The organism is Massilia sp. CFBP9026 (genome assembly GCF_034045165.1).
Lineage (GTDB): Bacteria > Pseudomonadota > Gammaproteobacteria > Burkholderiales > Burkholderiaceae_D > Telluria > Telluria arenae.
Window position 1 is genome coordinate 153,345 of sequence record NZ_JAXCWH010000005.1, and the last position, 22,437, is coordinate 175,781.

The 22,437-nt window shown below is 67.2% G+C and carries 18 protein-coding genes; 6 read left to right on the top strand and 12 right to left on the bottom strand.

The window, feature by feature from the left end; translation table 11 throughout:
- Window positions 1-4: 4 nt before the first annotated feature.
- Entirely contained in the window at window positions 5-1,126 is a 1,122-nt protein-coding gene (locus SOM28_RS13995) for an ROK family transcriptional regulator (protein WP_123068392.1), read from the bottom strand.
- A 111-nt stretch (window positions 1,127-1,237) separates the two neighbouring features.
- On the opposite strand from SOM28_RS13995, the gene SOM28_RS14000 reads away from it, so the two are divergent.
- Together SOM28_RS14000 and SOM28_RS14005 are read left to right on the top strand one after the other, a co-directional pair.
- A complete protein-coding gene (locus SOM28_RS14000) occupies window positions 1,238-3,754 on the top strand; it encodes a TonB-dependent receptor (protein ID WP_320468472.1) in 2,517 nt (838 codons plus the stop codon).
- Between the two features lie 4 nt (window positions 3,755-3,758).
- Entirely contained in the window at window positions 3,759-4,898 is a 1,140-nt protein-coding gene (locus SOM28_RS14005; protein ID WP_320468473.1) for a YdcF family protein, read from the top strand.
- 37 nt (window positions 4,899-4,935) lie between these two features.
- Here SOM28_RS14005 and SOM28_RS14010 read toward each other — a convergent pair whose 3' ends face one another.
- From SOM28_RS14010 to SOM28_RS14020, 3 genes are all read right to left on the bottom strand, one after another.
- Window positions 4,936-5,751 (bottom strand): SDR family NAD(P)-dependent oxidoreductase, encoded by an 816-nt coding sequence (locus SOM28_RS14010; RefSeq protein WP_320468474.1) that lies wholly within the window; start codon window positions 5,749-5,751, stop codon window positions 4,936-4,938.
- Between the two features lie 190 nt (window positions 5,752-5,941).
- A complete protein-coding gene (gene nfsB / locus SOM28_RS14015; protein WP_320468475.1) occupies window positions 5,942-6,595 on the bottom strand; it encodes an oxygen-insensitive NAD(P)H nitroreductase in 654 nt (217 codons plus the stop codon).
- Window positions 6,596-6,642: 47 nt separating this feature from the next.
- The gene (locus SOM28_RS14020) at window positions 6,643-7,650 is read right to left on the bottom strand and encodes a zinc-binding alcohol dehydrogenase family protein (RefSeq protein WP_320468476.1); all 1,008 of its coding nucleotides are present in this window, start codon (window positions 7,648-7,650) and stop codon (window positions 6,643-6,645) included.
- A 110-nt stretch (window positions 7,651-7,760) separates the two neighbouring features.
- Between SOM28_RS14020 and SOM28_RS14025 the strand changes: the two genes are divergently transcribed.
- Window positions 7,761-8,684 (top strand): LysR family transcriptional regulator, encoded by a 924-nt coding sequence (locus SOM28_RS14025; RefSeq protein ID WP_123068387.1) that lies wholly within the window; start codon window positions 7,761-7,763, stop codon window positions 8,682-8,684.
- On the opposite strand, the gene SOM28_RS14030 is transcribed toward SOM28_RS14025, so the two are convergent.
- A complete protein-coding gene (locus tag SOM28_RS14030; RefSeq protein WP_123068386.1) occupies window positions 8,681-9,964 on the bottom strand; it encodes a Xaa-Pro dipeptidase in 1,284 nt (427 codons plus the stop codon). The genes SOM28_RS14025 and SOM28_RS14030 overlap by 4 nt on opposite strands.
- A 72-nt stretch (window positions 9,965-10,036) precedes the next feature.
- A complete protein-coding gene (locus tag SOM28_RS14035; protein WP_123068385.1) occupies window positions 10,037-10,654 on the bottom strand; it encodes a LysE/ArgO family amino acid transporter in 618 nt (205 codons plus the stop codon).
- A 95-nt stretch (window positions 10,655-10,749) separates the two neighbouring features.
- Here SOM28_RS14035 and SOM28_RS14040 point away from each other — a divergent pair, with 95 nt between their 5' ends.
- A complete protein-coding gene (locus SOM28_RS14040; RefSeq protein WP_320468477.1) occupies window positions 10,750-11,643 on the top strand; it encodes a LysR family transcriptional regulator ArgP in 894 nt (297 codons plus the stop codon).
- Here SOM28_RS14040 and SOM28_RS14045 read toward each other — a convergent pair.
- The gene (locus SOM28_RS14045; RefSeq protein WP_123068383.1) at window positions 11,568-12,035 is read right to left on the bottom strand and encodes a hypothetical protein; all 468 of its coding nucleotides are present in this window, start codon (window positions 12,033-12,035) and stop codon (window positions 11,568-11,570) included. The genes SOM28_RS14040 and SOM28_RS14045 overlap by 76 nt on opposite strands.
- Window positions 12,036-12,158: 123 nt before the next feature.
- Complete coding sequence (locus SOM28_RS14050) at window positions 12,159-14,426, bottom strand: PhoX family protein (RefSeq protein ID WP_123068382.1); 2,268 nt, start codon at window positions 14,424-14,426, stop codon at window positions 12,159-12,161.
- A 223-nt stretch (window positions 14,427-14,649) separates the two neighbouring features.
- Between SOM28_RS14050 and SOM28_RS14055 the strand changes: the two genes are divergently transcribed.
- Window positions 14,650-16,971, top strand: a complete 2,322-nt coding sequence (locus SOM28_RS14055) for a hybrid sensor histidine kinase/response regulator (RefSeq protein ID WP_320468478.1) — start codon at window positions 14,650-14,652, stop codon at window positions 16,969-16,971.
- Window positions 16,972-16,974: 3 nt separating this feature from the next.
- Here the strand turns inward: SOM28_RS14055 and SOM28_RS14060 are convergent, their stop codons facing one another.
- The 4 genes from SOM28_RS14060 to tssE all read right to left on the bottom strand — a co-directional run bounded on the left by SOM28_RS14060 (window position 16,975) and on the right by tssE (window position 20,935).
- Window positions 16,975-17,382, bottom strand: coding sequence for a DUF2750 domain-containing protein (locus SOM28_RS14060; RefSeq protein WP_005664212.1), 408 nt, complete (start codon window positions 17,380-17,382; stop codon window positions 16,975-16,977).
- 91 nt (window positions 17,383-17,473) lie between these two features.
- Entirely contained in the window at window positions 17,474-18,592 is a 1,119-nt protein-coding gene (gene tssG, locus SOM28_RS14065) for a type VI secretion system baseplate subunit TssG (protein WP_320468479.1), read from the bottom strand.
- The gene (tssF, locus tag SOM28_RS14070; protein WP_320468480.1) at window positions 18,556-20,397 is read right to left on the bottom strand and encodes a type VI secretion system baseplate subunit TssF; all 1,842 of its coding nucleotides are present in this window, start codon (window positions 20,395-20,397) and stop codon (window positions 18,556-18,558) included. The genes tssG and tssF overlap by 37 nt, the downstream gene beginning before the upstream one ends.
- 1 nt (window position 20,398) lies before the next feature.
- Window positions 20,399-20,935, bottom strand: coding sequence for a type VI secretion system baseplate subunit TssE (tssE, locus tag SOM28_RS14075; protein WP_147934976.1), 537 nt, complete (start codon window positions 20,933-20,935; stop codon window positions 20,399-20,401).
- Between the two features lie 158 nt (window positions 20,936-21,093).
- Between tssE and tssK the strand changes: the two genes are divergently transcribed.
- Window positions 21,094-22,434, top strand: coding sequence for a type VI secretion system baseplate subunit TssK (tssK, locus tag SOM28_RS14080; protein ID WP_123070952.1), 1,341 nt, complete (start codon window positions 21,094-21,096; stop codon window positions 22,432-22,434).
- The last annotated feature ends 3 nt before the right edge of the window (window positions 22,435-22,437 follow it).

Genomic DNA, 22,437 nt, shown 5'->3' on the forward strand with positions numbered 1-22,437 from the left:
GCGGCTAACCCGCTACCAGCGTCGTCGCCGCATGGATCGGCAGCAGCGCGGCGCCCAGCGCGATGGCGCTGCCGCCCAGCGCCGAGATGCGGATCTGCCCCGGCCGTTCGGCCGACCAGCACAGCGGCATCGCATTCAGGCGCTCGGCCAGGCGCGCCACTACCGAGGCCGGCAAGGGACTCGAGAACACGACGTCTTCCGGATCGAACCAGGCGATCGCACTGTTGACCAGCACTTCCAGCTGGCTGGCGGCGCGGTCGAGCCAGCCCTCGACGACCGTCTCGAAACCTGCCGTGAGCTCGTCGAAACGGGCCACCGACTCGATGCCGCAGCCGGCTTCGCGCAGCACCGCCAGCAAGTCCAGCGTGCTCGGACGCGGCAGGTGGCCGGGATAGAGCATCCCGATTTCACCGGCGGCGCCGAATCCGCCCTTGACCAGCCGTCCATCCTCGATCACGCCGGCGCCGATGCCGTAGCCGAGCAGGATCACGACCACGGTGGATGCCTTGCGCCCGGCGCTGCTCAGGTAGTACTCGGCCATGGCCGCGGCGTTGGCGTCGTTTTCCAGCAAGACCGTCGTGCCGAGCGCCTCGCCCAGCATCTGCCCCAGCGGGACGTCGTTCCATCCGGGCAGCTCCTTCACCGTATGCCACGAGTCGCCCGTGCGTGAGCGCGGCGAACCGGGCAAGCCCACGCCGATGCCGAAGAAGCGCTGGCCCAGCAGGCGATGACGCACGCCGAGTACGTCCAGGTGTCGTTGCACGATGGCGGAAAATTCGGCCGGGCTCGGCGTGCCGATCTGTTCGCTGACGAGCGCGATGATCTCGCCCGAGAAGTCCACCAGGGCGATCTCCAGCACGCCCTTGTGCACCGTCGCGCCCGCGGCGAAACCACCCTGGGACGAGATGCCGAGCGGGATGGTCGGCCGGCCGCGCGTTGGTGCCTCGGTCGCTTCCCGTTCTTCCACCAGGCCCAGGCTGATCAGGTTGTGCGACAGCTTGGTCAGTGCGGAGTTGCTGACCTGCAGGGACAGCGCCAGTTCCGTGCGCGGCATCGGGCCTTTCATGCGCAGGTGCCAGAGCAGGCGTTTCTCTTCCGAGGGCAAATGCAGGCGCGCAGCTTTCATCGTCCGGTCTTCGTCTTTATGGATTTTATTTATTTTACGAGTAATAAATAATCCGGTCAAAAACGCTCCGTATTCTGCTCATGTTGACTTTATTCCATCCAGGACGATTCCATGATCAAGACAAGAATGACTCTCGCGCTGCATTGCGCACTCGGCGCCCTCGCGGTGCTCGGCCCCTGCGCCGCAGCCCAGGAAGCCCCTGCGGCGGCAACTCCGGCGCCGGCCGCGAGCCAGGATGCCGATGCCGCCACCGGCGCCCAGGTGGTGGTAGTCACCGGTTCGGCGCGCCCGCAGCGCCGCTTCGACGTGTCGTATGCGGTGAACTCCCTGTCGCAGGGCGACATCCAGAAGCTGGCGCCGCTGAACATGGCCGACCTGCTGGGCAAGATGCCCGGCATCCAGGTGGAAGCGACCGGCGGCGAAGTGCAGAACGTGACCCGGGTGCGCGGCATCCCGACCGACGATGGCTACGCCCTGTTCCAGCAGGACGGGCTGCCCCTGATGACCGAAATTAACGGCTTCTTCTTCCGCGGCGACAGCATGAACCGCTACGACCTGATGACGCGAAACGTCGAGATCGTGCGCGGTGGCCCGGCGCCGATCTATGCCAGCCAGGCCGCCGCCATCGTCAACAACACCACCGTCACCGGCTCCGAAAAAACCATGGGCAAGGCCCGGGTCACGGTCGGCACCACGGGCCTGAAGCGCCTGGACGCCTACCAGTCGGGCAAGATCGACGACAAGACTTATTACGCCGTCGGCGGTTTCATTCGCGAGGACGACGGCCATCGCGACAACGGCTTCCCGAACGACCGCGGCGGCCAGATCCGCGCCAACATCAAGCGCGTGACCGACAGCGGCACCTGGAAGCTGAGCGCCAACTACCTGAACGACCACAACACCTTCTACCTGCCGATCCCGGTCTCGGATCCGCGCAACCCGGCGGTCTCGCTCGACCGCTACATCGATTATTTCGACGGCACGATGAATTCGCCCGCCCTGCGCAGCGTGCCGCAGAAATACCTGGACGGCACCGGCGCCCTGCACACCGAAACGCGCGACCTGGCCGACGGCCGGCACCTCGAATTCGGCAACCTGGGCCTGCAATACGAGGGCGACCTCGGTGCCTGGCAATTGTCGGCCAAGGCCGGCGCCACCCGCGGCAAACTCAATTTCGACGCATTCTATTCGACCTCGAACCCGGCCGACGCGACCACCTTCGCCAACGGCTTCCTGAACTCCGCCAAAGCCGCCTTCGGGCCGGTCGCGCGCCTGGGCTATGCGGTCGCCGGCAGCAACGGCGCGCAAGCCTACGACCCGGCGCAGGACTCCGGCCTGGTGATGCAGGGCCAGTACCGGGCGCTGGGCGCCACCTTCTATTCGCACCAGGCCGACGTCAACCTGACCCGCACCTTCGACACCGGCATCGGCAGCCATGACGTGAAGGCCGGCTTCTATGCCAGCGCCTACGGCACCACCAGCAAGTCGGTCTACAACGATATGCTGATCGAAGTGAAGGGCCGCCCGCGCACCCTCGACCTGGTGGCGTATTCGGATTCCGGCGCGGTGCTCGGTTCGGTCACCGACAACGGCGTGCTGCGCTACACCACGACCCTGAACCAGGGCGACGTCGAGGCGCGCATGGGGGCGCTGTACCTGAACGACACCTGGACCGTGAACGACCAGCTGCGCCTGGACGCCGGCGTGCGCACCGAGCGTTACCGCTACGACGGCTACGCCTTGCTCACCGCGCAGGCCAACCTGGGCGACGGCGCGACCCTGGCCGACGACACCACGCGCCGCTTCACCGGTGCGCGCCAGTCGCACGTCTACAAGCCGCGCACCACCAACTGGACCCTGGGCGCCAACTACGACTTCAGCGCGAACCTGGGCGGCTATGCGCGCGTGTCGCACCTGGAAGTGCCGCCGACGATGAACGTGGCCTCGTCGGTCGACCCGCTGGTGCTGACCACCAAGGCCGACCAGTACGAGGTGGGCGTCAAGGCCAACTTCGGACGCTCCTACCTGTACGTGACCGCTTTCCGCACCAACTTCGATCCGCTCAACGCCTCGTTCGTGGCCTTCAACCCGGTCACCGGCCGCAACGACCAGACCGTGCCGTTCTACGGCAAGGCCGTGGTGCAGGGCGCGGAGGCCGACGGCGCCTGGTACCTGACCGACCGCTTCGTGGTGAATGCCTCGCTGACGGTGCAGGAACCGGAGTACCGCGACTTCGCCAGCGCCACCGGCGCCGACCCGTCGCAGATCATCGGCAACCAGCTGATCCGCCAGCCCAAGGTATTCGGCAACATCCGTCCGAGCTACAGCTTCAAGCTTGGCGGCAATGCGGTCGACGTCTACGGCAGCGTGGCCTATATGGGCAAGCGCTACGTCGACTTCTTCAACGCGACCGAGCTGTCTTCGTTCCACACGATCGGCGCCGGCGTGACCGTCACCCGCGGCGATTGGCAGTTCCAGCTCACCGGCGACAACCTGACGAACGAAAAAGGCCTCACCGAGGGCAACACCCGCACCGACGCGCTGGCGGGCCAGGGCAGCAGCGTGGCGATCTACGGCCGCCCGGTGTTCGGACGCAGCGCGCGCTTCTCCATCAGCAAGGCTTGGTAACACGATGATCAAACATTTGATGCTCACGGCAGCGCTGGCTGCCGCACTTCCCCTGCACGCCGCACCGGCGGTCGACCGCCACTGGTCGCTGATGGCAGGCCGCATGTTCCCGCTGGTGACCTCGATCCAGCCCGAGCGCGCGCCGGCCGCGCTGGCCGCCGTGCTGGAACAACGCAGGAAGCGGATCGACGCCTGCGAGCTGGCGCCCAAGTGCCTGCTGCTGGCGGCCACCTGGACCGATGCCGACATGGATGCGGTGGCGGCTGCCGTGCCGGCATCCGGCAAGCAGCCCGGCTTGGCCGACGATGGCGCCAGGGCCCAGGTGGTGCGCGAGCTGCGGGGCCTGAACGCCGTGCTGCAGACCTATGGCTTCGGCACGCAATCGCGCTATCCGATGATCGACGGCCCCGTCGAGAAGGTCGACGGCGCCGGCTTCAAGGCCTCGGTGGCCGATGCGATCTGGCTGGCCGACGCCGGCAAGCACGACCCGGCGGTGCGGCTGGACCCCAGCATCGCGCTGGCCATCGCCCTGATCGACGCCAACGAGCGGCGCGACGCCGTGCTGTTCGAGCCGCTCGACCAGGCCCACAACGCGGCGCCGTTCGCGCTGGCCAAGAAGACCGACTGGCAGCGCTACCGCTACTCGGCGATCATCATCCCCGGCGTCGGCCCCGAGAACCCGGCGCTCTCGATCAGCGCGCGCAGCAAGCTGCACCTGCAACTGGCGGCGCGCCGCTTCGCGCAGGGCGATGTGGCCTTCATCATCACCAGCGGCGCCGCCGTGCACCCGAAAGGATCGACTTATGTCGAGGCGGTGGAGATGCGCAAGACGCTGGTCGAGCGCTTCGGGATTCCCGCCGAGCGCATCGTGATCGAGCCCTATGCGCGCCACACCACGACCAATCTGCGCAACGCCACCCGGCGCCTGCACGCGATGGGCGCGCCGCTGGACAAGCCGACGCTGATCGTCGCCAATTCAAGCCAGAGCCGCTACATCTCGAGCCCCGAGTTCGCGGCACGCAATCCGGCGGAACTCGGCTACGATCCAGGCACCGTCGGCAAGCGCCACTCGCCGTACGAGGTGGAGTTCACACCGTCGGTGCGCTCGCTGCGCGTCGATCCGTGGGATCCGCTCGATCCCTGATGCGAGGGATCGGATTCGCGACCGGTCGCGCCGATAGTCAGGCGGCTTCGGTCAGGGCAACGCTGTAGCGCGGCGCCGGCCTGGTATGCGACAGGTTCGGCCCCAGCGCACGGCGGGCGTTCTCGAACGAATCCCAGTCGGCGCTGTCCGGCAGGGCCGGGATGGTGATCACTTCTCCCTGATCCAGGCCGGCGAGGGCGGCATCGACCATGTCGTTCACGGGCATCACGATCTCTTGCGGCAGGTGCGCGACCGGCACCCCGGCGTGGTCCCAGAATTCGGTGGCGGTGGCGCCCGGCAGCACGGCCTGGACCCGGATGCCCTTGGCGCCGACTTCGTGCTGCAGCGACTGGGTGAGCGCCAGCACGAAGGCCTTGCTGCCGCCGTAGGTGCCGTTGAGCACCTCGGGAGCGACGGCGGCGATCGACGAGATATTGATGATGGTGCCCTGGCCGCGTGCCACCAGGCGCGGCACGACGGCGCGCGTCAGGCGGGTCAGCGCCGTCACGTTCAGCGCGATCATGCGGTCGAGATCGTCGACGCTCGAATCGAGCATGCTGGCGGTGGCGCCCAGGCCGGCGTTGTTCAGCAACAGGGTGATCGACGCATCGCTTGCCAGGCGCTCTTCCACGCGGCGCAGGTCGGCGCCTTGCGTGAGGTCGGCGACCAGGATGTCGACCTTGCGGCCGGTCTCGGCGCGCAGCCGGGCGGCGACCTGCTCGAGGCGCTGCTGGTTGCGCGCCACCAGCACCAGGTCGTAGCCGCGTTCGGCCAGGCGTTGGGCGTAGCGGGCGCCGATGCCGGTCGAGGCGCCGGTGATCAGGGCGGTGGTGGTTTGTGCGGTCGTGGTCATGTCGTTCTCCTTGTTGGTGTTTCGTTGTCGATGGAAACAGTCTACGGAGACGAGGCATGGCCCGTTGGCCGTATATACCTCGATTTAGGCCATTATGCGTGTGGCCAAATCCGGGGAAAAAAGAAAAACGGCGTGCATCGCTGCACGCCGTTTTCACGAACACCACCCGCAGGTGGCGAAAGTCACACGATCAGATGAAGGTGAAGGTCGCTTCCTGGGTCAGGCGCGATTTCGGCAGGCCGGCATTGAAGTCGCTTTCCGACGAATAGCCGAAGCTCACCAGCACCAGGCTGGTCAGGCCTTTCGCGTTCAGGCCGAACTCCTCGTCCAGGATCTTCTGGTCGAAGCCTTCCATCGGGGTCGCGTTGATCTCGAGCGTAGCCGCGCCCAGCAGCGCGGTGCCCAGCGCCAGGTAGACCTGCTTCTCGAGCCACTGCGCCACGTCCTTGCCGCCGAAGCGGTGCTGGTTGACGTAGCCGCGGCGGGCGCCGTCCTGGCCGGCACGCGCGGCGGCGTCGCGGAAGCGGCCATCGCCTTGTTCCTGGTCCAGCAGCGCTTCCAGGTGCGCCTCGTCCATGTCGATGCGCGAGCACAGCACGATCACGTGCGACGCATCGGTGATCTTGGCCGCGTTATAGGAATAGCCGCCCTGCGCCGCCTTGGCGATGCGTGCACGGCCTTCCGGCGTATTGGCGACGACGAAGTGCCATGGCTGCGAGTTGACCGACGACGGGCTGCTGCGCAGCAGGTCGTACACTTGCTGCATCACTTCTTCGGGGATGCGGCGCTCTGCATCGTAGGCTTTGGCGGTATGGCGTTTTTGTGCGGCCGACAGGATATTCATGGTGCTCCTTCTGATGGTCAATCCGGCGATCTTAAGCGATCTGAGACTTAAAAGTTTTCAAGCACGATTTTTCCGATCGCGCGGTTGCTCTCGATGAGGGAGTGGGCGCGGCGCAGGTTGGCGACGTTGATGGTGCCGAAGTGCTCGCCCAGCGTGGTGATCAAGGTACTGTCCTCGATCATCGCGGCCACCCGGTTCAGCAGCTCGTGCTGGCGCACCATGTCGGCCGTCTCGAACATCGAGCGGGTGAACATCAGTTCCCAGTGCAGCGAGATCGACTTGCGCTTGAGCGGCACCGCGTCGAGCGTGGCCGGATCGTCGATCAGCGCCAGCTGGCCCTGCGGCGCCAGCGCGTCGATGATGTCCTGGTAGTGGCGGTCGGTGTGGGTCAGGCTGATCACGATGTCGACGTTGGCGAAGCCCAGTTCTTCGAGTTGCGGCTGCATCGGGCGGGTATGGTCGACCGTGTGATGCGCGCCGAGTTTGGTCACCCATTCGCGGGTGGCGTCGCGCGAAGCGCTGCCGATCACGGTGAGTTTGGTGAGCCGGCGCGCGAGCTGGGTCAGGATCGAACCGACGCCGCCGCCGGCGCCGACGATCAGGAGCGACTTGCCCTCGCCGCCGCCTTCCGGCACGCGCAAGCGATCGAACAGCAATTCCCAGGCCGTGATCGAGGTCAGGGGCAGGGCGGCCGCTTCGGCAAAGCCCAGATTCGCGGGCTTCTTGCCAACGATGCGCTCGTCGACCGTCTGGAACTGGCTGTTGGAGCCGGGGCGGACGATCGAGCCGGCATAGAATACTTCGTCGCCCGGCGCGAACAGGGTCACGTTGGCGCCGACGGCGCGCACGATGCCGCTGGCGTCCCAGCCCAGCACGCGCGGCTCGTTCACCGCGGAACCCAGGCGGATCTTGGTGTCGACCGGGTTGACCGAGACGGCGCGCACTTCGACCAGCAGGTCGTGCGGGCCGGCCAGCGGCATCGGCAGCTCGGTGTCGACCAGGGCCTGCGGGTCGTCAATGGGCAGGCCGTGTTGGGTATAGACTATCGCTTTCATTTTCTTCTCCAGGGATAAAGTGGGGCCAATACAGTGACGACGATTCTAGAGAAGGCGCCAGCCGCGAAACAGCGCCACGGGAGGGTTTCACTTTCACTGTGGGAGAGAAAATGATCCGGCTCGACGACCTGTCGCTATTCGTGCGCGCCGCGGCCCTGGGCAGCTTTTCGCAGGCCGCGCGCGAAGTGAACCTGCTGCCCGGCCAGGTCAGCGCAGCGATCGGACGGCTGGAACGCGAACTCGACGTGCGTCTGTTCGCGCGCTCGACCCGCAGCCTGCGCCTGACCGACGAGGGCAAGCGCTACCTGCCGTTTGCCCAGGATGCGCTGCAGGCGCTACGTGACGGCCATGAGGGCATGCGCGGCGAGAATGCGTCCCTGTCCGGCACCTTGCAGGTGGCGGCGCCGTCCGACTTCGGCCGCAACGTGCTGCTGCCGTGGATCGCGGAATTCCGGCGCGCGCATCCGGGCCTGGACATCCAGCTGCTGGTGTCGGACCAGGTGGCGGACGTGTTCCGCGATCCGGTTGACATCGCGCTGCGTTACGGCCAGATCGACGACGCCAGCTTCATCGCGCTGCCGGTGGCGCCGCAGAACCGGCGCGTGCTGATCGCGTCTCCCGCTTACCTGGAACGGTACGGCCGCCCGCAAACGCTGGCCGAGCTGGCCTCGCACGCCTGCCTGGCCTACCGCCTGCGCGGGCGCATCTATGACCGCTGGTGCTTCCCACTACCTGAAGGAGACCAGGTGGTGCAGGTCAAGGGATCGCTGGTCAGCGACGACGCCGACGTGGTGCGGCGCTGGGCCGTGGCGGGCGAAGGCATCGCCTATAAATCCTGGCTCGACGTCTGCGAAGACGTGACGGCGGGAAGGCTCGAGGTGGTCTTGCCGGAAGTCCCCGGCGAAGCCACCCCCTTGAACCTGGTGTGCCCGCACCGCAAACAGTTCTCGCCCGCGGTGAAGCTGCTGCATGCGCTCGTGAAGGAGCGCTGCGCTCCGCTGTTGAAATCCCTGGAGCGCCTGGATGCGCTTTAGATCGCTCCTCCCTTGACGATGGCGCCGCCCTGGATCACCACCGCCGGCGCTTCGAGCAGGGTGACGTCGACCGTCGGATCGCCCTTCACCGCCACGATGTCGGCATAGCGGCCCGGCTCGACCACGCCGACGTCCTTGCGCGCCAGCGCTTCTGCGGCATTGACGGTGGCGGTCTGGATCGCCTGCAGCGGCGTCATCCCGTACTGGACCATGACGGCGAACTGCTTGGCGTTGCCGCCGTGCGGGTGCACGCCGGCGTCGGTGCTGAACACCATCTTGACCCCGGCCGCATGCGCCTTCTTGAAGTTCTGGCGCTGCAGTTCCGTCACTTCGCGGTCCTTGCGCAGATTATCTTCCAGCACGCCGTTCTTCTTGCCCTCGGCCGCCGTATAGCTGCCGTTATAAATGTCCATGGCCAGCCAGGCGCCGTGCTTCTTGGCCAGGGCGATGCCTTCGTCGTCGATCAGGCTCGCATGCTCGATCGTGTTGATGCCGGCGCGGATCGCATCCTTGATGCCGGCAGCGCCGTGGGCGTGGGCCGCCACCTGCAGGCCCCACTGGTGCGCTTCTTCCGCCGCGGCGCGCAGCTCGGCAAGGGTCATCTGCTGCTGGCCCGGTTCGGTATTGCGCGAGAAGACGCCGCCGGTGGCGCAAACCTTGATCACCTGGGCGCCATACTTGCGCAGCTCGCGCACCGACTTGCGCACTTCGTCCGGGCTGTCGGCGTTGTACTTGTTCTTCTCTTCCATCGACGGCGGGAAGTAGGTGCTGTCGCAATGGCCGCCGGTCGCGCCGAACGACCAGGCGGCGGGCACGATGCGCGGACCGCGCACCTTGCCGGCGGCGATCGCCTGGCCCAGGCCGACGTCGTTCCAGTCCGAGGCGCCAAGATTGCGCACCGTGGTGAAGCCCGCATCCAGCGTCTTGCCCGCATGGGCCACGGCCAGCGCCGACCAGAAGCGGTCGTTGTATTCGAGGCCCTTGTAGCCGCCGTAAGTCGGGTCGGAATCGAGGTGCACGTGCATGTCGATCAGGCCGGGCAGCAGGGTCATGCCGGGCAGGGCGATGCGGGTCGCGTCGGCGGCGGCAGGCGTGGCGGCATCCGGCTTGAGGCTGACGACCTTCCCGTCGCGCACCAGGATCTCGGGGTTCTGGATCATGCGGCCGCTCTTGACGTCGAGCAGGCGGTCGGCGGTGATGATCACATCGGCCGCGTGGACGGAAGACAGGCCGGCGGTGGCCAGGCAAAGGGTCAGGACTTTCAGGGTCAAGCGGTTCAAGCAGCCTCCGGGCGATGGATGGGTAAATAGCAACTTTACACCGGACAACATCTAACCCATCCATTTTTTTGCTCAGCTGTCTATCAGCAGCAACGTCGCCAGCACCAGCATCATGGCGCCAGTGAGCGCCTCGAACACACGCCACACCGCCGGTCGCGCCAGCACCGGGGCGAATCTCTGCGCGCCGACGCCGATCGCCGTGAACCACAGGATCGAGGCCGTGATGGCGCCCAGCGCGAAGGAGCTGCGCTGCTCGGCCGCGAGGCTGCTGCCGACGGCGCCCAGCAGCACCACGGTGTCGAGGTAGACGTGCGGGTTGAGCAGCGACAGCGCCAGCACGGTGGCCAGCGCCGCGCCGAGGGTCTGGGCCTGGGCCGACGGGTCGGCCGCCAGCGAAGCGCCGCCACGCAGGCTGCTGCGCCAGCAGCGCAGGCCATACCAGATCAGGAAGGCGGCGCCGCCGTAGCGCGCCAGCGCCATCAGGGGCGGCGACGCCTCGATCAGGGCGCCCAGGCCAGCGGTGCCAGCGGCGATCAGGATCACGTCGACCACGATGCAGGTGACGACGGTCGGCAGCACGTGCCGGCCGCGCACCGCCGTGCGCAGCACGTGGGCGTTCTGGGCGCCGATGCCCATGATGAGGCCGGCGCCCAGGACCAAACCTTGTAGATAAACCTGATGCGAGAACATGGCCGCCTCCTTTGTAAAGGCGCCACTATCCCAGCCCCGCCGGGCTACTTCAATTATATTCATGATTATTCAGGCTACTTAAGAAAATCTAATCCATGACAATCGATCCCCGCCGCAGCGCCGCCTTCCTGGCTGCCATCGATTGCGGCAGCCTCGAAGGCGCCGCGGCCCAGCTCAAGGTGACGCCGTCGGCGATCTCGCAACGCATCGCGGCGCTCGAGCAAGAGCTGGGCACACCGCTGCTGGTGCGCAGCCGTCCCTGCCGCCCGACCGCGCCCGGCACGCGGCTGCTGCAATACCTGCGCCGCTCGACGCTGCTCGAATCGGAATTCCTGGCCGGGATGAAAGATGACCCCGGCCCGGCGCGGGTCACGCTGGCCGTCAATAACGACACGCTGGCGACCTGGCTGCTGCCGGTACTGGCGCCCATCCTGGATGCGGAAGGCTTGCTGGTCGAATTCGTCCTCGACAACCAGGGCCATACTTTCGCGCTGCTGGAGGGCGGCCATGCGGTGGCCTGCATTTCGGGCGAGACCGAACCGATGCGCGGCTGCAGCGCCAGCCCGCTCGGCGTGATGCGCTACCGGATGGTGGCCTCTCCCGGCTTCGCGCGGCGCTGGTTCCCGGACGGGATGACGCGCGCGACGGCCCAGCGCGCGCCGCTGATGGTGTTCGACCGCAAGGATGCGATGCAGTCTTCTTTCTTGCTCACCCACTTCGGCCTGCCGGACGGCGCCTATCCGTTTCACTACGTGCCGGCCAGCGATCCCTTCGTGCACGCGGTACGCCACGGCATGGGTTACGGCATGCTGCCGGAGGAGCAATGCGGCGCCTTCCTCGACACGGGTGAACTGGTCGACCTGGCTCCTGAGCTGTACCACGACGTGCCGCTGTACTGGCACGCCTGGCGCATTCAGCCGCCGCGGCTGGAGCGCATGGGAATGTCGCTGGTGAAGGCGGCGCGCGGCGTGTTGCTGCCGCTCGCCTGAGCGACCGGCCACCACTGCGCCACGCCCCAGAACAGTTCGGGGACCAGGAACAGCCACAGCACCGGCAGATCCGCCTCCAGCATCGCCCAGCCTATCCAGAACGCGAACAGCAGCCGTCCGAGGCCGTCGAAGCGGCCCAGGCGCAGACTGGGTTCCTTCAGGCGCACGGCGCACCACAGCAGCACCAGGGTGCCAAGGAGAGACGATAGCAACAGGTGCAGCGGCGCGAACGGCGGCAGCGGCGCGCCGCCCAGCCATACGTTCAGCGCCGACAGCCGGTCGATCAGCAGGGCGAAGGTCCAGGGCGTGGCGAAGGGCAGGATCTGGATGACGTCGTAGGCGGCGCTGGCGCGCGCGAGGCGCAGGTAGGTCGATAGCGGCAGGGCAGGCATGGCGGCTCCTCGTTGGTCGGTCCGCTCGATGCTGACACGGCGCGGCCGATCCCGTCTTGCGCGCCATAAAAGAAACGGGCCGGCTGCTTGCGCAACCGGCCCGTTCTACCTTACGACCTTACATTACGAACCGATACGGCCACCGTCGTTCTTGGTGATGACCAGGGTCGCCGAGCGTGGACGCTTGCCGGCGCCGTAGCCCGCGTTCGCCGGCCACTGGCTGGTGTACTTGCTGGCATCGCCGATATTCGCGGCGGCGGTGGTCTCGCCCGGGTGCTGGATGTTGACAAACAGCGCCTTGCCATCCGGGGTCTCGGTGATGCCGGTCAGTTCGCAGCCGACCGGGCCGACCAGGAAGCGCTTGAGCGTATCGGCGCTGGCGGCCTTGCCCACGAAGGTGTCGACGTTCAGGGTCGAGCCGTCGGTCTTCGGATAGCTCAGGGAGACCTTCTTGCCGTCGCCGACCTTGCCCGGCAGACCGGCCACCATCATGCAGTTGGTGACGTCGGTGTAAGCGCCATCGTCGGTCTGGAACCAGCAGATGCCGGTCGAGGTGCTGAAGGCCAGGCCGTCCGGGCTCGAGAAGTCCTGGTCGTTGGTCAGGCCCGACAGGTTGATGCGCGACGCATCGGCGGCGGCTTCGGCGCCGAACAGGTAGACGTCCCAGGCGAAGCTGGTGGCGGTCGAACCGGCGGCGTCTTCACGCACGCGGATGATGTGGCCGTTCGAGTTGCCCAGCTGGGCGGTGGTGCCCTTCATGTCGGTGTATGAACGCGGGTTGGCGGCATCCGGGGCGACCTGGCTCGAGCTGCTCGGCTCGACGCGGCGGTTGCTGTTGTTGGTCAGCGTGTAGTAGATCTCGCCGTTGGCCGGGTTCACCGCGCACCATTCCGGACGGTCCATCTTGGTCGCGCCGACGGCGTCGGCGGCCAGGCGGGCGTTGACTAGCACGTCGGCCTGGTCGGCGAACTTGTAGGTCGCATAAGCGGCGATGGCGGCGTTGGCGATGGTCAGCTCGATCCACTGGCCCTTGCCGTCGGCATTGAACCTGGCGACGTACAGCTTGCCGCTGTCGAGGTATTTGTCGCCGGTGGCGATGCGGTCGGCGGCGACGGCGTCGGCCGGGTTCCACGGTGCGGTCGACACGAACTTATAGATGTATTCGCCGCGCGAATCGTCGCCCATATAGACGGCCAGCGGCTGCCCGGCGGTCAGGCGGCCGAACGAGGCGCTTTCGTGGGCGAAGCGGCCCAGCGCGGTGCGCTTCTTGATCGCGCGGGTCTTGTCGTAGGCGTCCATCTCGACGATATAGCCTTCGCCATTGAGTTCGTTGCGATAATCGTCGCTGCCGTCGGTCGACGTGCCCTTCTTGCTCAAGTCCCAGCGCTGGTACTTGTCGTCCGCGCCGCCGGTTTCCCAGCCGTGGCGCGAGGCCGCGCCCTGCGACATGCCGTAGCGGTTGAGCGAAGCGACGCTCTTGTCGCCGCGCGCGGCGTTGTCGGTCGCCGAGCGGGTGAAGTAGCCGGCCCAGTTCTCTTCGCCCGACAGATAGGTGTTCCATGGAGTGCGGCCGGTGCCGCAGTTGTTGATCGTGCCGCGGAACTTGGTGCCGTCCGGCGAGTACTTGGTCTTGACCAGGGCATTGCCGCGCACCGGGCCCGAGATCTGGACTTCGGTCTGCTGGTGCACGCGGCGGTTGAAGGTCGAACCCGACAGGTATTCCCATTTGCCGCTGTTGCTGCGCACTTCGAGGACCGACAGGCCGTGCAGGGCCATTTCCTTGTCCACTTCGGCGGCCGGGCGTGGCAGTGCATTGGTGCCGCCGTTGGCGTGCACGAAGTACGACGGCAGGCCTTCGTTGGTGGTAGCTTCGTGGTTCATCGCCAGCAGGCCGCGGGTGGCGCCGCTGGTCGAGACGCCGCCGGTGTCGGACAGCGAGAAGAATTCCATGCCGTCGTGGTGGTCGCCCGCGCGGTTCTCGAAATCGGTGTCGGTGCCGTCGTTCTTGAAGGCCGGGGTGCTGCTGGTGAGCGGATCGCCCAGCGCGTACAGGACGGTGGCGGTATAGCCGGCCGGGACGACCACTTTATCGGCGAGGCTCTTGCCGACGGCGGTAAAGCCGAGCAGCTTTTCGACCGGCGCCGGCGGCGGGGTGGTGCCGGTTGGCGGGTTGGTCGGCGGGGTGACAGGATCGTCGTCCGAACCGCCGCAGGCGGTCAGGCCGAAGCTGCCGAGCAGCGCGGTCGCAGCCGTTGCAGCGCCGCCGCGCAGCATGCTGCGGCGGCTCAGGCGTTTCTGGAGAACGTCGCTGAAGTGTTCATTCGACGAGTTGTTCGAATCGACATCATCATGTTCGGCAGGGATGCGGGCGAAATCGGTCGGCTTGTTCACGGAAGTGGATCCTGTTTTCTAGTGTGGGAGAGGAAAGCCACTGAATAGTAGTAAGGCAACATGACTACTTTGTGACGGTTTGATCACAGTTTGATGACAGGAGCGCGGCACGCTTGTGCTTTTCTCAGCGGCATCTTCACGATTTCCGTGTCATTCACTGGACGCCGACGCCGATGGCGCGGCCGCTGTGGTATAGATGACGTTTTTATCGGGAAACATACAGATGCAGGAAAACCGCGCCACCACGACGCAGCAGGACACGATCACCCTGGGATGGACGCTGTTCGAAGCGATTCCCGATTGCGTGAAACTGCTCGGCATGGACGGCCTGGTGTTGGCGATCAATCGCAACGGCCTGCTCTCGATGGAGATCGATGACATCGAGACGGTGCGCGGCAAGCCATGGACGGCCTATTGGCCGCAGCCATCGCACGCTGTCGTCGACGCGGCGCTGGACGCGGCGCGCGCCGGCGGCACCGGGCATTTCAGCGCCGCCTGCGCGACGGTCAAGGGCAGGCCCAAATGGTGGGACGTGATGGTCACCCGCACCGCCGCGAGCGACGGCCAGGAGACGCGCTTGCTGGTCATCTCGCGCGACATCACCGAGCAGGTGCGGCTCGATGCCGAGCGCAAGGAAGCCGAGCGCGCGCTGCACGCCAGCCGCGAGCGCTTCGAGAAGATCGTCAGCCAGGCCGCCACCGGGGTGGTCCAGATGGATACCGCTGGCCGCATCGTACTGGCGAACCAGAAGTATTGCGCGATGGTGGGCCGCAGCGAGGCCGAGCTGCTCGGCCTGAGCGTGGCCGAGGTCACCGCGCCGCAGTCGCGCGCCCAGACCCACGATGCGCTCGAGCGCCTGAAGGCCGGCGCCGCCGGCGTGGCGCTCGACAAGTACTACCTGCACAGGGACGGTTCGCTGGTTTCGGCCACCAGCAGCGTCAATGCCCTGCGCGGCCCCGACGGCGAATTCGAGGGCCTGGTCGCCATCGTGCTCGACACCACCGAGAGCAAGCAGGTACAAGAGCGGCTGCGCGCCAGCGAGGAACGCTACCGCACCCTGTTCGAGTCGGTCGACCAGGGCTTCTGCATCTTCGAGATGATCTTCGACGACGCCGGCAAGGCGGTCGACTACCGCTTTTTGGAGATGAACCCGATGTTCGAGCGCCATACCGGCCTGGTGGATGCGATCGGCCGCACGGCGCGCGAGATGCTGCCCGCCCTGGACGACTTCTGGTTCGAGACCTATGGACGGGTGGCGCTGACCGGCATTCCCGCGCGCTTCGAGAACGAGGCGCCGGCCATGGGCCGCTGGTTCGACGTGTACGCCAACCGCATCGGCGGCCCGGACAGCCGCAAGGTGGCCTTGCTGTTTTCCGAGATCACGGCGCGCAAGCGCTCCGAGGAAGAGCTGCGCCGACTGGCCGACGACCTGGCCGAGGCCGACCGCCGCAAGACCGAGTTCCTGGCCACCTTGGCGCACGAACTGCGCAACCCGCTGGCGCCGATCCGCAACGGCCTGTCGGTGATGCGCCTGGGCGGCGACAATCCGGCGGCGGTCGGCAAGGTCAGGGAAATGATGGAACGCCAGGTCGGCCACATGGTGCACCTGATCGACGACCTGCTCGACGTGGCCCGCATCAGCGGCGGCAAGCTCGAACTCAAGCGCCAGCGCGCCGACCTGCGCGCGATCCTGGCCAGCGCGGTCGAGACCAGCCTGCCGCTGATCGAGGCCGGCCAGCACGCGCTCGAGGTGGACGTGCCCGACCTGCCGCTGCTGGTCGACGCCGACGCCACCCGGATCGCCCAGGTGGTGGCCAACCTGCTCAACAACGCCGCCAAGTACACGCCGGCGCGCGGGCGCATCCGGCTATCGGTGCGGCGCGAGGGAGTGGACGCGGTGATCGCCGTCAGCGACACCGGGGTCGGGATCGCGGGCGACGCGCTGGCCGGCGTGTTCGACATGTTCAGCCAGATCGGCCGCACCGTCGACCGCTCGCAGGGCGGGCTCGGTATCGGCCTGTCGCTGGTGCGGCGCCTGGTGGAGATGCATGGCGGCAGCGTGGTGGCCGAGAGCGGCGGCGCCAATGCCGGCAGCGTGTTCACGGTGCGCCTGCCGCTGGCGGAGGTGACCGACGGCCGGGCCGCGCATCCACAGGGCGAGGGAGCGCCGGCGCGCGACGGCGGCGCCGGCCTGAAAGTGCTGGTGGTGGACGACAACGTCGATGCCGCGCTGACGCTGTCGATGATCCTGGAGGCGTCGGGCTACGTCACCCGGGTGGCGCACGACGGCCATGCGGCGCTGGAGGCGGCGCGCGAGTTTCGCCCGCGGATCGCCTTCCTCGACATCGGCATGCCGGGCATGAGCGGCTACGACACGGCGCGCGCGATGCGCGCCATGGAAGAACTGGATGGGATCGTGCTGGTGGCCCTGACCGGCTGGGGCGCCGAGAGCGACCGCCAGCGCTCGAGCGAGGCCGGCTTCGACCACCATCTGACCAAGCCGGTGCAGCTGGAGGTGGTGGAGGAGTTGCTGGGGCAGATGTAAACCCTACGTCCTCCTCAGTTCATCTTCCAGGTCGCCAATCAGCTGGACCACGCTGGGCGTGATGCCCTTGTCGCCCGGGGTATAGAACACGCCCGGCAAGACCCGGTCTTCTTCCAGCTGCGGCAGCAGTTCGTCGATCAGCTCTTCGAGCGAGAACGCCTGGGCGTCATAGCCGTCCCATTCGTATTCGGCGCACAGGCTGGCGTAGTCGCTCGCCGGCCACATCGGAAACACCAGGGTGCCGTCGTCGGTCTTGGCCAGGGCCCAGCCATCCTGGTACAGCCCCCACACCTCGCGCGCGTCGGCGACGCGCTTGATGAAGTACTCGTAGCGCTCCGGCCCCGGCAGCGTGACCACGGCGGCCAGCTGCTGGCCGCCCAGCTTGATCGCCGAGATGATACGTTCGCTCATCACCATTCCCGTTCATTGAGGCGCAAAGCCTGACATCGTCAGGATACGCCATCGGGCGCCGGTGGGTGCGTTCGACAGACGCGTAAGCGGATCAGGCCGCGTTCAGCGCATAGCGCACGTCGTGGCGGTCGCCCGGCGGGGCGTCCAGCACCAGGAAGGCGTCCCAGCCGAGGCGGCCGGGATGCAGGTCGTCGAGCGTGGTGTTGTGGACGTCGGCGGCCCGCAAGACCACCTCGACCTCGTATTCGAAGGCGACGCCGGTGAACAGCGCCAGCACGCTGCCGAGGGCCCGCGCCGCCAGGCCGCCCGGCAGGAAGCCCTGGAAGCCGGCATGTCCCAGCGGCCCCACCACCAGGCGCAGGCGCAGGCTGCGCTGCCAGACGCGCGCGCCGGCGATCGCGCGCGCGCCGAGGACGGCGCTGTCCTGGCCCAGCGTGGTCTGCTGCGCCGGCGGCACGTCGTACCAGGAACCGATGAACTGCTCGGCCTCGACCTGCTCGCCGAAGTATTCCGACAGCACCCGCGCCAGCTGCACGGCGGACACCGGCCGGTGCCGGATCGCGGCCGCGAAATACCCGATCGATTCGTCCAGCACGGCGCCGTCGGCTTCGTCCGCCAGGCGCTGGCGCAGCGCGGCGTCGCCCAGGCCGGCCAGGGACAGCAGCAGGGGCAGGAAGGCGTCCTGGCCGTCCAGCTGGTACTTGAACGACAAGCGGTACTTGCGCCAGGCTTCGTAGAACAGCGCCAGCGAGCGGTTCGAGAATGCGTCCAGGAAGGCGCGCGGGCCGTCGTCCTCTTCCTCGTTCTTGTGGCGTGCACCATGTTCGGCGATGCGTTCGGTGTAGTGGGCCGGCAGCACGCCATGCGCGCCCAGCAGGCCCATGAAGGCGGGGGTCAGGTGCACACGGCGCAAGGTCCCTTCGCGCACCGCCTCGCCCAGCGCGGCGGCATCGACTGGCAAGTCGAAGGGCATGCCGACCTCGAGGTCGCGCAGCTCGGGTTCGATGGCTTCGAGCTGGCTGGCCGGGAAACCCAGGGAGAGGGTATTCCGGAACCGCAGCATGTCGGCCACCAGGCCATGCGGCGCCCGGCCGCGGCGCTTGAGCCACAGCTCGAGCACGCGCACCGCCTGGAAGAACTCGAAGCGCCACGGCTCGCGCAGCAGGCGTTCGATTACAGGAGACTCAGTTCGCCGCTTCTCGGCCCGCATCGCAGCAACTCCTCTCCGGATCGGTGGGACACGATCACCAGCTGGGTGAAGCTGTTGGCGTGCACGTACAGCGCCAGGAAGCGCTCGACGATGTGGGCGAAGGCATGGATGCCGCTCCCCACGAATGCTTCCTCGTCGATCGCGATGCGCACTTCGACCCCGCGCACCAGGCAGTTGAAGGGATTCCCGGACAGCCAGGCGCTGGTGGGCACATAGGCGATCTCCATGATGCCGCCGACCTGGCGCGTCGACGCCGCCGAGCGCGGCAGGTCGTGCAGGGCCAGCATCTCGCGGAAGGCGTCGACGCCGCCGTCGGCCAGCGACAGGTGGTTGAGCGAGAGCAGCGAGATCAGGCGCCAGTGCGCGCTGCGCCCGCGCGAGAAGCGCCAGGTGGGGCTGGGTTTGCGCAGGAAGGAAATCTCGCGCACGCCGGATCCGCCTTCGAGGAACAGGTCGCCGCCCGGCTGGCCGTAGCTGAGCAGCTGCGGCAGGTCGCGGTTGGTGCAGGTCAGCTCCAGGTTCAGGGTCGTGGTTTCGACGTCGGCCGGGTCGAAGTCGATGTCGACGATCGAGATCTGGGTTTCAAAGCCCGGGCTCTGCTCGGCCATCGTGTCGTCGCGGCGCATGGCCCAGTAATGCCCGTTCTGCTCGGGCGTCTGCGCATGCTTGAGCGAATAGAAGGGCTGGAACCGCACCACCGTCTCGCCCTGCGGCGTCTGGCGCACCAGGTTGACCTCGTCGATCGCATTGACCTCGTAGGCATAGGCGCGGCGCGCATCGGCCAGCACCGGATAGCTGGCCGTGGCATGGGTCAGGCGGATCGGTTCGCCGCGCTGGGCGAACAGGTTGATCACCGGCGTGCAGCCCGCCACCAGGTTGTTGGTCGACAGGGTGGACAGCATGCGCGCCAGGTTCGAGTCGCTGCGGATCCCGTTCAGGGCCAGGTGCACGGTAATGCGACGCGTGCCCGCGGGCAGGCTGCGCGCCAGCAGCGCCAGGTCGAGGTCGACGAAGTTGAACTTCTCGGGAAAGCAGAAGTATTCGGTCAGCAGGCGGTAGGCGGTGTGGGAACGCGCCGGGAAGTCGATCAGCGCGTCCTCCTCGACGAAGCCGGCGGCGTGCACCGGCAGCGCCGGCAGGGCAATCCAGTGGCCGCCTTCGGGCTGGGCATAGGCGGCGACCGTGCGCGCCAGCAGCGCGTCGCGCAGGGCCGCGCAGAACGAGGGTTCGCCATCGAGGAACAGGCGCAGCGCCGGCAGCGCGATCGCCTCGATGCCGCCCCCGTCGCAGGTCACGTTCAGGGACAGGCTGATGCTGGCGCTGGCGCCGGGCGGCAGGCGCACCGCATCCGGCGCGTGGATGATCGGCGAGAACACCGCGCGGTAGAGGACCAGCGGCGCCATCGCGACCGGGTACACGGTGCGGAAGATACAAGCCACGCCGCGCACCGGGCGCGTGGTCATCCTGGTGCCGCGCGGGATGGTGCTCACCGTGGTCTGCTGTTTGGCCGCGGCGGCGACGTCCAGGCGCGCGATCGAGCACGATGGAAAAGGCCGCAGGTAATGCGGATACAGCACGTCGAACAGCGCCTCGGTGAACTCGGGATAGTCGTCGTCCAGGCGCTTGGCGATGCGCGCATTGAGGAAGGCGAACGATTCGATCATGCGTTCGGTATGCGGGTCTTCGCATACTTCGCCGCTGATCGCCAGGCGCCCGGCGATGCGCGGATAGCGTTCGGCGAATTCGCGCAGGTTGCGCCGCAGGTAGGCCAGTTCGCTTTCGTAATAGGGCAGCAGCCGGTCCAACTCAGGCTCCCGCCGCTGTCGATGCCGACGATGCGGCGCCGGCGGCATTGGCCGCGCCCGCGCGGCCGGCCTTGCGGATGCTGTACTGGAGCGTGGACGGCTGCAGCACGGCGTCGAAGTTGACCGGCTCCTGCGACATGCTCCCCACCAGCACCCCCGTGATCGAGAAACCCAGGCGGTTGACCGAGGGCGCGCCGCCATCGCCCTGCACCTCGAGCAGCGCCTTCACGTTCTGCAGCCGCGGCTCATGGCGCGCGATGGTCTCTTCGATGCAGGTGCAGATGTGGGCGCGGTCGGTGGGACTGGACAGCGAACGGTCGGCGAAGTCGCACAGCCCATAACCGACCATCGACTGGCCGCATTCGGGAAAACCGACCAGCGCGCCGTCCTGGATGGTCGAGCGCGTGTTGAGCAGCGCTTCGAGGTCGCGCGCCACCGCATCCTTCAGTTCCTCGACATTCAGGCGCGCGACCACCACGCCATTGCGCAGCGGCTGGCCGAGCAGGCGGTCGAACAGGTCCGGCGTGAATCCTTTCATCGATCCCCCCTCGTTGGCACAGGCTGGTGTTGCGTACTGAAAATCAATCGCATGTTGCCATGGCATTCAGCGCCAAACTTTGATCAAGTTCACATGCGCAACAGCATCTCGTCGTTATCGTTTCCTTTCGCAAAGAACAAGGTGAAGGAACAACAGCCATGACCAGCAAAGTTCTCTGGGGAGAAGGCCTGCTGCTGCGGCCGCAGCATTTCCAGCGCCAGGACGCTTATCACGAGCATTGCCTGTACAAGGGCGTCAAGGCGGCGCATCCGTATGCATGGGGGGTCGAGTCGCTGGAGATCGACCGCGAAGCCCTCGCCAGCGGCATGCTGCGCGTGCAGGGACTGTCGCTGCGCTTCCAGGACGGCGAGCTGTACGAGGCGCCGGGGCTCGACGAGCTGCCCGGCACCGTCGACCTGAGCGGCCTGCAGCAGTCGGTACAGGCCGTGACGTATTACGCGGCGCTGCCGGGACTGAAGCCCTTCAACGCCAACTTCGTGCAGCCAGGGCAAGCCGCAAACACGACCCGCTTCATGCAGGCCAACGAGGAGACGCCCGACCTCTACACGCAGGCGGCGCCGGTGCAGCTGGCCTACCTGAAGCGCGCGCTGCGCCTGGTGTCCGAATTCGAGCCGCGCGACGCCTACGTCCACTTTCCCCTGCTACGCGTGCGCAGGTGCGCCACCGGCGGCTTCGAGCTCGATCCGGCGCTGGTGCCGCCGTCGATGTCGCTAGGCGCCGCCCCGGCCCTGTTCCAGCAGCTGCGCCGCCTGCTCGACGCGCTGCAGGCCAAGGTCGGCGCGCTGTACGGCCACCACCGCGAGCCGACCCGCAACGTGATCGAATTCCGCTCGGGCGACATGTCGTCGTTCTGGCTGCTGCACACGGCCAGTTCGGCCTATGCGGCGCTGTCGCACCACTTCAACCAGCCGGCGCTGCACCCCGAGCGCCTGTTCGAGGCGCTGCTGGACGTGGCCGGCGGCCTGATGACCTTTTCCAAGAGCTGGACCCTGTCCGACCTGCCTTCCTACCAGCACCACGACCCAGGCCCCGCCTTCGCCAAGCTGCACCAGATCGTCCGCGAGCTGCTCGACACGGTCATCTCGGCCAAGTACTTCGGCATCGCCCTCAACGAGGTGCGGCCCTGCTACCACATCGGCATGCTCGACTCGGGCAAGATCGACGACGACACCACCTTCTATATCGCCGTCTCGGCCGACATCCCGGCGGTGGAACTGGTCGACGTGGCGCCGCTGCGCTTCAAGGTCGGCGCCCCGGACGACGTCGAGAAGTTCGTGCTCTCGGCCCTGCCCGGCGTGCGCCTGCAGTACACCCCACAACCGCCGGCGGCGATCCCCGTGCGGCCCGACACCTGCTACTTCATCCTCGAGGCGAAAGGGCCGATGTACGAGCGCATGCTCAAGGCGCAGTCGATCTCGATCTACGTCCCGGCCGGCATGAAGGAGCTCAGGCTCGAGCTGTTGGCGGTGATGTCCTGAAAA